At 71.7% G+C, this 12,518-nt stretch carries 6 protein-coding genes; 5 read left to right on the forward strand and 1 reads right to left on the reverse strand.

The window, feature by feature from the left end; translation table 11 throughout:
• Positions 1-89: 89 nt before the first annotated feature.
• Positions 90-2,057: an acetoacetate--CoA ligase gene (locus J2S57_RS07865; protein WP_307239985.1), complete on the reverse strand. Its 1,968-nt coding sequence runs from the start codon at positions 2,055-2,057 to the stop codon at positions 90-92.
• 62 nt (positions 2,058-2,119) lie between these two features.
• On the opposite strand from J2S57_RS07865, the gene J2S57_RS07870 reads away from it, so the two are divergent.
• The 5 genes from J2S57_RS07870 to J2S57_RS07890 all read left to right on the forward strand — a co-directional run bounded on the left by J2S57_RS07870 (position 2,120) and on the right by J2S57_RS07890 (position 12,314).
• Complete coding sequence (locus J2S57_RS07870) at positions 2,120-3,121, forward strand: M15 family metallopeptidase (protein WP_307239986.1); 1,002 nt, start codon at positions 2,120-2,122, stop codon at positions 3,119-3,121.
• 234 nt (positions 3,122-3,355) lie between these two features.
• On the forward strand, positions 3,356-6,721 hold the full coding sequence (gene recC, locus J2S57_RS07875; RefSeq protein WP_307239989.1) for an exodeoxyribonuclease V subunit gamma: 3,366 nt from the start codon (positions 3,356-3,358) through the stop codon (positions 6,719-6,721).
• Positions 6,718-10,068 (forward strand): UvrD-helicase domain-containing protein, encoded by a 3,351-nt coding sequence (locus J2S57_RS07880; RefSeq protein WP_307239990.1) that lies wholly within the window; start codon positions 6,718-6,720, stop codon positions 10,066-10,068. The genes recC and J2S57_RS07880 overlap by 4 nt, the downstream gene beginning before the upstream one ends.
• A complete protein-coding gene (recD, locus tag J2S57_RS07885) occupies positions 10,065-11,966 on the forward strand; it encodes an exodeoxyribonuclease V subunit alpha (RefSeq protein ID WP_307239991.1) in 1,902 nt (633 codons plus the stop codon). Before J2S57_RS07880 ends, recD begins: the two co-directional genes overlap by 4 nt.
• 159 nt (positions 11,967-12,125) lie before the next feature.
• On the forward strand, positions 12,126-12,314 hold the full coding sequence (locus J2S57_RS07890; protein WP_307239992.1) for a hypothetical protein: 189 nt from the start codon (positions 12,126-12,128) through the stop codon (positions 12,312-12,314).
• Positions 12,315-12,518 lie beyond the last annotated feature (204 nt).

A 12,518-nucleotide genomic window follows, 5' to 3' on the forward strand; every position in this document is an offset into this window, starting at 1 on the left:
ATGTCCGTTCCAAAAGGTAACAAGCCGGACGATGCGTGACAACACCTCGTGTCACAGAATCACTGCAGCGGGTAATTCTTTGTGCAGAGTCAGGCCAAAGATCGACCGCCCTCGGGACGAAGTAGGGCCAGGAACGGCGTGAGCGAGTCCGGGTCGGCCAGCGCGTCACGGCTCACGGCCTGCTCGACCGGCACCCCGCTCAGGATCCGCTTCACCGGAACCTCGCACTTCTTGCCGTTGAGCGTGCGCGGCACGGCCGGGATCGCGATGAACCGGTCCGGCACGTGCCTCGGGGACAACTGGGACCGGAGCATCGTCCGCAGAGGTGCCTCCACGTCCGCCATCGAAACCCCCTCGTGCAGAACGAGGAAGCACAGCAGCTCGTCGGCGTCGATCACCAGCGAGTCGGCCACGCCGGCCAAGGACTCCACCACGGAGTAGAACTCGGCCGTGCCCATGCGCACCCCGCCGCGATTGAGCGTGGAGTCACTGCGCCCGTAGATCACGAACGACCCGCGCGGCGTGGCCCGCACCCAGTCGCCGTGCCGCCACAGCCCCGGATAGGTCTCGAAATAGGCTTCGCGCAGGCGGGTTCCGTCGGGGTCGTTCCAGAAGGCCACCGGCATCGAGGGCATCGGCTGCCCGATGACGAGCTCCCCGACGCGGTCGATGAGGTCGCGTCCCGCCTCGTCGAGCGAGTGCACGTCGGCACCCAGTGACGCGCACGACAGTTCACCCAGCCAGATCGGCACGGTGGGTGCGCCGGTGAGAAAGGCGGTGCAGACGTCGGTTCCGCCGGACACCGAGCAGATGCGCACGTGCTCGCCGACGGCCGAGCCGATCCAGCGGAAGTTCTCGGGCGACAACGGCGATCCGGTGGAGCCGAGGGACTCCATCGCGCTGAGGTCGAACTGCTCACCAGGCCTCAGACCGGAACGCGAGGCCGCCTGCACGAACGGCGCCGAGACCCCGAAGAGCTTGATGCGGTGCCGGGCCGCCAGTTCCCAGAGCCGGGACGCGTCGGGAAAGGCCGGGCTGCCGTCGTACAGCAGGATCGTGGAGCCGGCCAGCAGACCGCCGACGAGGAAGTTCCACATCATCCAGCCGGTGGTGGTGAACCAGAAGAGCACGTCGCCCGGGCGCAGGTCGTGCTGCAGCCGCAGGGTTTTCAGCTGCTCGAGCAGGATGCCCCCGTGGCCCTGCACGATGCCCTTGGGCAGGCCGGTGGTGCCGGACGAGTAGAGCACCCACAGCGGATGGTCGAACGGCACCGGTTCGAAGGCCAGTTCGCCGGGCCGGGCGGTGAACTCGGCCCAGCTGATCTCACCGGCCCGAGGCCGGGAGCCGGGATCGAGGTAGGGCAGGATCACCGTGCGGGTCAGCGAGGGCATCGACTCACGCAGGGCGGTCACGGTGTCACGGATGCTGAAACGCTTGCCGCCGTAGAGATATCCGTCGACGGCGAACAGCACCTTGGGCTCGATCTGGGCGAACCGGTCGGTGACGGCCCGGGCCCCGAAGTCGGGTGAGCAGCTCGACCAGATCGCGCCCAGCGAGGCGGTGGCCAGGAACAGCACCAGGGCCGCGATGCCGTTGGGAGCCAGGGCCACCACGCGGTCGCCGCGGCCGACACCGGCATCGACCAGGCCGGTGCGGGCGCGGCCGACCAGGTCACGCAGCCCGGCGTAGGTCAGCTGCTGCTCCAGGCCGTCTTCCCGGACGAAGATGACGGCCGCCCCGTCGTGGGACAGCGCATGCTCGGCGTAGTTCAGTGTTGCCCCGGGAAACCATTGCGCCCCGGGCATGCTCGCGTCGGCCAGGGGGCGCACCGGCTTCGCACCGAAGCGGACGCCGAGGAATTCTGCCGCCGCCGACCAGAAATCGCCGACATGCCGCACCGACCAGCGGTGCAACGCTGCGTAGTCCAGCGGATCGACGACGACCTCACGGTGATCGCCCAGCCACCGCCCGAATTCAGCGATCTGGCTCCGCGCCGCCCGTTCGGCATCGGGATGCCACAGGATTTCAGCCGAACTGCTGTCTGGGTGCACTGTCATCGCCACAAGCCCCTTCGCCCACGGATGCACTCAACTCTATGCGCCCCTAGACTCCGGGCGATATGGCAGAACATTCGCAGAACGGGTGGCCCGTCCTGTCGAGCAACCGGCTGACCTGGTTCACCGCAGCCGGGGGCCGGTTCGCCGCGGCCAACTCCGACGTCGCCTTCCTGGCGAAGTACCTGATCGAACGCTTCAGCAAAGAGGTTGAGCCGATCAAGGGCAAGGTGCTCGACGACTGGTCCTGGGCCGCGCGCAACGTGCGCGGCTCGTCCGTCATCAGCAACCACGCCAGCGCGACCGCCTGGGATCTGAACGCCACCCAGCACCCGCTGGGCGTGAAGGGCACCTTCACCAGGAGTGAGATCGCCAAGGTGCACAAGATCCTCGCCGCCGTCACGGACGGCAAGGGGCACAAGGTCTTCCGCTGGGGCAACGACTACGTCGGCCGGGTCGACGGGATGCACTTCGAGATCAACGTGAGCGCGGCCATGGTCAAGCGGGCCCGCACGGTGCTGCAGAAGAAGCTGGAGGAAGAGGACGACATGAAGTGGACCGATCAGGTCAAGCTCACTTCCACGGACGCCAAGATCTGGGGCAAGCCCTACAAGGAGGGCGACAAGATCACCTTCGGGCTGATGGTTCGTTACCCCACCCTGGCGCGTAAGACGCAGGCCGACCTGACCGCGTTCGCGGCGGCCTCGGCGAAGCGCGACGCGGCCATGAAGGCCCAGCTCGACACGCTCATCAAGGCCGTCACGGCGCTGGCGTCGGGTTCGTCGGCCGAGGTGGCCCAGGCGTTCGCCGACGGCAGCAGCCGGCTGCAGGCCGAGGTGGCGCAGATCAACGCCGAGGCCGACCAGCTGCAGGGCACGTCGGTCAGTGACGACGAGATCAACGCCGACGTCGCGGCGGCCGTGGCCGAGGCGGAGGCCGTCGAGGCGGCCGAGGCCGCTGACGCCCTGGCGAAGCCCGGTGACGCGGCGGTGGTCGGCCAGGCGGCCGACACGGGCGGGACGACCGTCGACGTGCGCGAGGGAGCTACGGTCAGTTCCAACGCCTGACGGCACTCGACCGGCCGTGATCGTGCCCCGGCACCCCGGGGCATGGTCACGGTCCGGGTGACCGATGATGGACGGGGTGGTCACCCGCCCGCGAACGGGCACCGCGGGCGCGGTCACGCGCAATCGCACCGCAAGGCGTGCCCTCGTCACCGACCGGCAAGGCAGTGGGATAGAACTGGTGTCCATGCAGACGGGCCGCACACGTCAGACGGGCACCCCTGAATCGTGCTGACCGTGCACCGCAGTGCTCACGGGGTTCCTCTGGCGCACGCTCTGGCCGACGTGCTGGCGGAGCCTCTCGCCGACCCGTTCGCCGTCGAGATGATCGCCGTCCCGGCCAAGGGCGTCGAGCGCTGGCTCACCCAGAGGCTCTCCCACGTGCTCGGCACCGCCCCCGCGACCGGCACTCGAACTGCACCCGACGGGGTCTGCGCCAACGTCGACTACCCGACGCCGGCCGAGGTGGTCGAACAGGCGGTGCGGGCGGCCTCACCGGAGATTGCGGCGTCGGTACGCGCGTGGGCCCCCGACCGGGTGCGCTGGCCCCTGATCGAGGTCATCGACGTCTCGCTGAGTGAGCCCTGGTGCGCACCGCTGGCCCGGCACCTCCGGCACGGCGGCCGCCGTCTGGCCGTGGCCACCCGCCTGGCCCGGTTGTTCGACGAGTACGGGCAGTCCCGCCCGGCCATGATCACCGCCTGGGCGCAGGGCCGTGACGAGTTCGGCGACGGGCACCGCCTCGACCCGGACCTGATCGGGCAGGCCGAGCTCTGGCGCCGCCTGCGCGACCTGCTCGGCCGCCCCGCGCCGGGTGAGCTGCTCGACGAGGCCTGCACCCGACTGCGCGAAGACCCCGCTCTGTCGGCCCTTCCGGACCGGATCTCGATCTTCGGCGCGAGCCGCCTCTCCCCCGCCCGGGTGCAGGTGCTGGCCGCCCTGGCCGAGCACCGCGACGTTCACCTGTGGATGCACCACCCCTCGCCCGCGCTCTGGGAGGCGACCGGCGCGCCCGCCGTGCGACGGGCCGACGACGACAGCCGCAGCCGGGTGCACAACCCGCTGCTGGCGTCGATGTCCCGGGATCTGCTCGAGCTGCAGCAGACCCTGAAAAGACATGCCCCGCAGGCCCGCACGATCGAGCACCCGGTGCCACCGCGTCCACCGACCCTGCTCGGGCGTCTCCAGCACGATCTCTACACCGGCGAGATCATCGACGTGGCCGACCGGCCCGCCCTGCATCCCGGCGACACCAGCGTGCAGGTGCACGCCTGCTACGGCCGCGTGCGCCAGGTCGAGGTGCTGCGTGAGGTGATCGTGGGCCTGCTCGCCGACGACCCCACCCTGGAACCGCGCGACATCCTGGTGATGTGCCCCGACGTGGAGACGTTCGCGCCGATCATCGCGTCGGCCTTCGCCATCGGCGACGACCACGACAGCGACGACGGGCACCCGGCCCAGCGCCTGCGGGTGCGCGTCGCCGACCGCTCGCCGCGCCAGACCAACGCCCTCTACGACGTGCTCGGCGTGCTGCTCGACCTCGGCACCGCCCGCATCACCGCGCCTCAGGTGCTCGACCTGGCCGGGCGCGAAGCCGTGCGCCGGCGCTTCGGTTTCGACGACGACGACCTCGCCCGGATGCGGGACTGGCTGGTGGGGGCCGGGATCCGCTGGGGTCTTGACGAGTCGCACCGCCAGACCTGGCACCTGGCCTCGATCCCGCAGGGCACCTGGCGCGCCGGGCTGGACCGGCTGCTGCTGGGCGTCGCGGTCGAGGGCGACACCGAGCACCTCGGCGGCGTGGTCGGTCTCGACGACGTGGACAGCGCCGACATCGACCTGGCCGGGCGGCTGGCCGAGCTCGTCGACCGGCTCACCACCGCGCAGTCGCTGATGGCCGGCGAGCACCCGGTCGGGCACTGGCTGGCCGGCCTGGAAGAGGCCGTGCTCGGGCTCGGCGGCACCGACCGCACCACCGCCTGGCAGGTCAACCAGCTGCGGTCGGAGCTGTTCGACGTGATCGAGACCGCGGCGGGCAGCTCGTCGCCGTGCGGTCTGGCCGACATCCGGTCGCTGCTCTCGGACCTGCTCGCCGGTCGCCCCACCCGCTCCTCGTTCCGCACCGGCACCCTCACCGTGTGCACGCTGGTGCCGATGCGCTCGGTGCCGCACCGGGTGATCTGCCTGCTCGGCCTCGACGACGGCAACTTCCCCCGTCGCGCCGATCCGGACGGCGACGACGTGCTCGGCCGCGACCCCTGGGTGGGCGAACGCGACGCCCGCAGCGAAGACCGGCAGCTCTTCATCGACGCCGTCGGCGCGGCCGAAGAGCGGCTCGTGATCACCTATTCCGGCGCCGACGACCGCACCGGCACCCCGATCCCGCCGGCCGTGCCGCTGGGTGAGCTGCTCGACGCCGTCGACCGCACGGCCTGGGTCGAAGACGGCCGGGTGCGTGACCGGATCACGATGAACCACCCACTGCAACCGTTCGACCCGCGCAACTTCACGGCGGGGACGCTGGGCCGGCCCGGGCCGTTCAGCTTCGACCAGCCCGCGCTCGACGGGGCCCGGGCCCTGACCGGCGCCAAGGTCGCCGAGAAGCCCTTCCTGGAGGGCATTCTCCCGGCGCCGCGGCGGCAGACGGACATCGAGCTCGCCGACCTGCACCGCCTGCTGCAGCACCCGGCCAAGGGATTCCTGCGGCAGCGGCTCCAGGTCAGCATGGCCCTCACCGACGAGGAGCCCGACGACACGCTGCCGGTGCAGCTCGATGCCCTGCAGCAGTGGAGCGTGGGCGATCGGCTTCTGCGGCTGCGCCTTTCGGGTCTGTCCCCGGCCGACTGCATCACCCTCGAACAGCGACGCGGGCTGCTGCCCCCGGGTGAGCTCGGACGGGCGGTGCTGGCGCAGGTCGGGCGCAACGTCGAGAACGTGCTGCGGGCCTCGACGATCGAGCGGGCGGCCCCGGCCGACACCCGCGACGTCGACGTCACGCTGCCCGACGGCACTCGTCTCACCGGCACCGTCGGCGGGGTGCGCGAGGGCACGATCCTGTCGCTGTCGTATTCGCGGCTCGCCGCGAAACATCGCCTGGACAGCTGGATCGACCTGCTCGCGCTCACCGCCACCCCCGGCGTGAAGGCGCCCTCGGCCGTCACCGTCGGGCGTGGCCGAGGAGGGGCCGCCCGCAGCGTCTTCGACCCGATCGACGCCGAGCTCGCGCTGACCACGTTGACCGAGCTGGTCGGGCTCTACCGGTCCGGCCTGCGGTCGCCGCTCCCGCTGCCGATGAAGACCTCGGCGGCGTACGCCGAACGGCGTTTCCGGCGCTCGATCGTCTCGGCCGCGCGCGTCGAGGCGGCCAAGGCCTGGCTCGACCGCACCGACGACCGCTTCGGTTTCATGGCGGGCGAGCAGTCCGACGCGGAGCACCGGCTGGTCTTCGGGGGGACGGCGACGATGGACGCGCTGGTCGCCGAACGCCCGGCCGTGGACGAAGAGGGTGAGGGCTGGGTGATGGACGAGACCGACCGGTTCGGCCGTCTCAGCCGCCGCCTGTGGGACCCGCTGCTGGCCGCCGAACGCCTGGAGGGCCGATGATCCCGGGACAGTCGACCCTGCGCCGGCAGACCCCGTTCGACCTGCACGGTGAGCTCCCCCGCGACACCACGACGATGCTCGAGGCCAGCGCGGGCACCGGCAAGACCTTCACCATCGCGGCGCTGGTCACCCGCTACCTGGCCGAGGGCTGGGCGCAGAACATGAGCGAGCTGCTCGTGGTCAGCTTCAGCCGGGAGTCGACGCGGGAGCTGCGCGAGCGGGTGCGGGAGCGGCTGGTGAGCGTGCGCGACGGGCTGGCCCTGGCCGACCCGGCGATGATCGACCCGGCCGACGAGGTGCTGGTGCACCTGGCCGACGTCGATCCCTCCCGCAGGCAGCGGCGGCGGGAACGCCTGGAGAAGGCCCTGGCCAGTTTCGACGCCGCGACCGTCACCACGATTCACGGCTTCTGCCAGCAGGTTCTGACCACCCTGGGCACGAACGGCGACCACGACCCGGACACCGTGCTGCTCGAGGACGTCGCCGATCTGGTGCACGAGGTGGCCGACGACCTGTACCTGCGCAAGTGGGGCAGCGCCGGGGCACCCGCTCCGGACCTGGGCCGGGAGGAGTTCCACCGGCTCGCGCTCGACGCCGTGGCCGAGATGGCCGACCTGGTGCCGGAGCCGTCGGTCGGCGGCATCCCCGGGCTGCGGGCGCGCATCGCCGGGGCCGTGCGCGAGGAGGTGGAGCGGCGTAAGCGGCGGCTGAACGTGTTCGGCTACGACGACATGCTGACCCGCCTGGCCGCGACGCTGAGCGACCCGCTCACCGGCCCGGCCACCTGCGAAAGGCTCCGTTCCCGCTACCGGTTCGTGCTGGTCGACGAGTTCCAGGACACCGACCCGGTGCAGTGGGACATCATCCGCCGGCCGTTCCACGGGCACGCCACGCTGATCCTCATCGGCGACCCCAAGCAGGCCATCTACGGATTCCGCGGCGCCGACGTGCAGGCCTACCTGAACGCCTTCGAGACCGCCGAGACCGTGCGCACGCTGCCCACGAGCTACCGCAGTGACGCCGGGCTGCTGAACGGTCTGGACGCGGTGTTCCGCGGTGCCGCCCTGGGCGACGAGCGCATCCGGGTGCAGCCGGTCCAGGCGCACCACACCGGGCGCATGGTGCGGGTACAGGGAACCGGTGCGGCTGTCCGGCTGCGCGTGCTGACCCGTGACGACCTGCCGCAGACCGACCGGGGCCTGGCCAAGTCGCCGCAGGCGCGCGCGGCGGTGCTGAAGGATCTGGTGGCCGAGACGGTGCACCTGCTCGACGGGGCCGCCCGCCTGCAGCCCCGCGACGACCGGCCCGAGCGCGACCTGCGCCCCGGTGACATCGCGGTGCTGGTGCGCACGAACAGCCAGGCCCAGCAGGTGAACTCGGCCCTGTCCGCGGCCGGGGTGCCGGTGGTGGTGACCGGGCGCACGAGCGTGTTCGACACGCCGGCCGCGGCCGAGTGGCGCCTCCTGCTCGAGGCGATGGAGCAGCCGCACCGCACCACCCGCGTCCGTCGTCTGGCCCTGAGCTGTTTCTACGGGGCCACCGCGCGCGAGCTCGACGAGCGCGGCGAGGAGATCGACGAGGAACTGGCCCTGAACCTGCGCGAGTGGGGACGCATGCTGGCGGAGCGGGGCGTCGGGGCCCTGTTCGAGATCGTGGCCATGCGCACGCACCTGCAGCGGCGGATCCTGCAGAAGCCGGGCGGCGAAAGACTTCTCACCGACCTGCGGCACGTGGCCCAGGCGCTGCACGAGGCCTCGGACACCGGGCAGCTGGGGCTGACCGGGCTGCTGGTCTGGCTGCGGCACCGGCAGGATGAGGCGACCAGCGGTGAGGGCACCCTCGAGCGCAGCCGCCGCCTGGAGTCCGACGCCGCGGCCGTGCAGGTGATGACCGTGCACACCAGCAAGGGCCTCGAGTTCCCGGTCGTGCTGGTGCCGTTCGCCTGGAACCAGTGGGCGCCGAACGAGCGCGAGATCACGACGGTCACGTTCCACGAGGGCGACCGACGACTGCGCGACGTGGGCGGCGCCGGGTCGCCGGGCTGGGCCGGGCACCTGGCGGCCAGTCTGCAGGAAGACGCGGACGACGAACTGCGCCTCACCTACGTGGCTCTCACCCGGGCCCAGTCGCACCTGGTGCTGTGGTGGGCCCCGACCTTCAACACGCAGCTGGCCCCGTTGCAGCGCATCCTGCTCAACCCTGACCCGGAACAGCCTGCCCCGCGCCGGATCCCGGTTCCCTCCGACCCGGGCGCCCTGGCCGACTTCGAACGGCTGGCGAGCCGCAGTTCCGGTGGGCTGACCGTGCAGCTGGTGCCGAAGCGTCCCTCGCCGACCTGGAAGGCACCCGCCCCGGAGCCCGCCGCGCTGAGCGTGGCGCGGCTGGAGCGCGAACTCGACCTGGACTGGCGGCGCACCTCGTACAGCGCGCTCACCGCCTCGGCCCACGAGCAGCACCTCGGCAGCGAGCCCGAGGTGCATCTCAAGGACGACGAGGCCGACCTGCCGCTCGGTGCCGGGGAGCCGGAAAGCCATCCGCTGCAGGCGGTTCCCAGCGCCTGGAACGACCTCCCGGCCGGCGCGCGCTTCGGCACCCTGGTGCACGAGGTGCTGGAACTGGCCGCCGACGCGGGCAACACCGACGAGCTGCGGACCACCGTGGCCGCCCGGGTGGCCCGCTCCGGGCCCGCCGTCGACGTGGAGACCCTGGTGCAGGCGCTGATCCCGGCGGTCTCGACGCCGCTGGGCTTCGGCGACCTGACGTTGCGGGACATCGACACCCGGGACCGCCTGTCCGAGCTCGTCTTCGAACTGCCCCTGGCCGGTGGCGACCGTCCGGTGGCGGGCGACGTGGCGCTGTCCGACCTGGTGCCGATCTGGCGCCGGCACTGCCCGCCCGGCACCCGGCTGGCCGAGTATGCCGACGCCCTGGCCGATCTCGATCCGGTGACGCTGCGCGGCTACCTGAACGGCAGCATCGACGCCGTGCTGCGGGTGCCCGGCCCGCGGTACGTGGTGGTCGACTACAAGACCAACCGCCTGGGGACGCCCGACGCGCCGGTGAACGCGTGGCACTACCGGCCCGAGGCCATGACCGAGGCCATGATCGAGGCCCACTACCCGCTGCAGGCGCTGCTGTACGCCGTCGCGCTGCACCGTTTCCTGCGCTGGCGGCAGCCCGGCTACGACCCGGCGGTTCACCTCGGCGGCGTGCGCTACCTGTTCCTCCGGGGCATGTCCGGGCCCGGTGTGCTGAGCGACGACGGCACCGCGCCGGGCGTGTTCACCTGGGACCCGCCCACCGCCCTGATCACCGACACCTCCGACCTGCTGGCGGGTATCCGATGAAGGCTCCCGAGACCGACGAGGCCGGGCACCCGCACCGCGTCGCGGCGACGGCCACCGGTCTGCTCGCCGACTTCAACCAGGCGGGCATCCTCACCGCGGCCGACGTGCACGTGGCCCGGCGGCTGGGCGTGCTCGGCTCGGAGCCGGACGAGACCGTGCTCCTGGCGGTGGCTCTCGTGGTGCGCTCGGTGCGGCACGGCTCGGTCGTGCTGGACCTGTCCACGGCGGCCGCGACGATCAGCCCCGACGACGAGGAGGAGGAGCTCGACGAGACCCTCCCGCTCGTGCAGCTGGCCTGGCCGGACATCACCGACTGGGTGACGCGCTGCGCGGCCAGCCCGCTGGTGTCCGGGCCGATCCGGATGACCGGGTCACAGCTGTGGCTCAGCCGGTACTGGGAACAGGAGCAGGCGGTGGCGGCGGAACTGCTGCTGCGCGCGGCGTCCCGGCCCGACGACCTCGACGAACCGGTGCTGGCCGCCGGTCTGCAGCGTCTGTTCAGCGAGAAGCAGTACGCCGACCAGCAACTCGCCGCCGCCGTCTGCGCCCTGTCCCGGGTGGGTGTGCTCGCGGGCGGGCCGGGCACCGGCAAGACCACCACCGTCTCGCGCCTGCTGGCCCTGCTGCGTGAGCAGCACCCGGAGTACCGCATCGCCCTGGCCGCACCCACCGGCAAGGCCGCGGCCCGGCTGCACGAGGCGGTGCGCTCGTCCACGGCCGACCTGCCCGCGGTCGACGCGGCCCGGCTCGGCTCCGATCTGACGGCAACCACGCTGCACCGCCTGCTGGGCTGGCGCCCGGACGCGCGCAGCCGGTTCCGGCACGACCGCAACAACCGGCTGCCCTACGAGGTGGTCATCGTGGACGAGAGCTCGATGGTCTCTCTCACCCTGATGGCCCGGCTGCTCGAGGCGCTGCGCCCGTCCACCCGGCTGATCCTGATCGGCGACCCCGACCAGCTGGCCTCGGTGGAGGCCGGAGCGGTGCTGGGCGACCTGGTCGACCGCAACCAGCTGGGGCGGCGCACCACCGACTTCGCCGAGGCGCTGGGCCGGGTCCTGCCGTCCGTGAGCCCGGGCGAACCCGCCAAGGACACGCCCACGGCCCGGTTCCGCAACGGCGTCAGCACCCTGCTGGCCACCCGGCGCTTCGCGGCCGGGGGTGACATCGCCGCGCTGGCCGCCGCCATCCGCGACGGTGAGGCGGACAGGGCGGTGCAGGTGCTGCGGTCGATGTCCGGCGCCGTCGAGTTCGTGGAGCTGGCCGACGACGACCGGGCCGGGCCGGAGCAGCTGGAGCCGGTGCGCACCGAGGTCCGCAACAGCGCCACGCAGGTGATGGCCGCCGCACTGGCCGGTGACCGGGTGGGCGCCCTGGCCGGGCTGGAGCAGCACCGCCTGCTCTGCAGCCACCGGCGGGGTCCGCGCGGCGTGCAGCTGTGGAGCGACCTGGCCGCCGGGTGGATCTTCGAAGACCATCCGGTGGTGCCCCGCAGCGACGGCCGCTACGCCGGGGAACCGCTGCTCGTCACCACCAACGACTACGAGTCCGGGCTCTACAACGGCGATACCGGCGTGGTCGTGGCCCAGTCCGACGACTCGCTGATCGCGGTGTTCGGCCGGGGCGGCGACCCGATCCCGGTGCCGCTGGCCCGGCTCGGGGCGGTGCGCCCGCTCTACGCGATGACCGTGCACCGCAGCCAGGGCAGCCAGTTCGACCGGGTCAGCGTGCTGCTGCCGGCCGCGGCCTCGTCGCTGTGCACCCGCGAGACGTTATACACCGCAGTGACCCGGGCCCGTGAACACGTCCGGGTGATCGGGTCCGAAGAGGCACTGCGTGCCGCCATCGTGAAGCCGGCGGCGCGGGCGACCGGTCTGCGGGAGCGATTGACGGGCTGACCAGGCCGAACCCGCTTGAATGCCGCTAGCACGTGTCAGCTTTTTTGCCCATAGATGCAGCGCGAGTTCCCGGTCACATCTTGATCGACTATCGCATTACATGATGCACGTTTACCGTGAAGTACGTGTAAACGGCACTGGGAAATCCGGGAGTTCGCCATGAACAACGATGTTTTGGGAACCGTCTCCACCACGACAACTTCCCTGTCCCCCAACGGTTCTGAGTCCGGCACGATGATGTCGTGCGAGACCTGCAACCTGGTCGGCGGACCTTTCCCGGCAGCCGAGGCCGCACATCTGCGCGCCATCCACGACCGCCTCCACCACGGCATGCTGTTCGCCGCCTGAGCCGGCCGGAACGCGCCTTCACGATCCCGGCAGCAGAGACACCCCCTATACCGATTGGGTATAGGGGGTGTCTCTCCTCTCGGGCCCACGGGCCCGAGAGCCGGTAAGCCCGAGAGCCCCGCGAAGACCCAGCGAAGACCGGCGAGGACCGGCGAGGACTCGCGAAGACCGGACAGGCCGTGAAGACCGGACAGGCCGCGAAGA

Origin of the sequence: Kineosporia succinea, from assembly GCF_030811555.1 — a bacterium.
GTDB lineage: Bacteria > Actinomycetota > Actinomycetes > Actinomycetales > Kineosporiaceae > Kineosporia > Kineosporia succinea.

What these genes read in the sequence shown, in the direction of transcription:
- J2S57_RS07890 (WP_307239992.1), top strand. Translation starts at nt 12,126, where the DNA reads ATGAACAACGATGTTTTGGGAACCGTCTCCACCACGACAACTTCCCTG.
- J2S57_RS07865 (WP_307239985.1), bottom strand. Translation starts at nt 2,057, where the DNA reads ATGACAGTGCACCCAGACAGCAGTTCGGCTGAAATCCTGTGGCATCCC.
- J2S57_RS07880 (WP_307239990.1), top strand. Translation starts at nt 6,718, where the DNA reads ATGATCCCGGGACAGTCGACCCTGCGCCGGCAGACCCCGTTCGACCTG.
- recD (WP_307239991.1), top strand. Translation starts at nt 10,065, where the DNA reads ATGAAGGCTCCCGAGACCGACGAGGCCGGGCACCCGCACCGCGTCGCG.
- J2S57_RS07870 (WP_307239986.1), top strand. Translation starts at nt 2,120, where the DNA reads ATGGCAGAACATTCGCAGAACGGGTGGCCCGTCCTGTCGAGCAACCGG.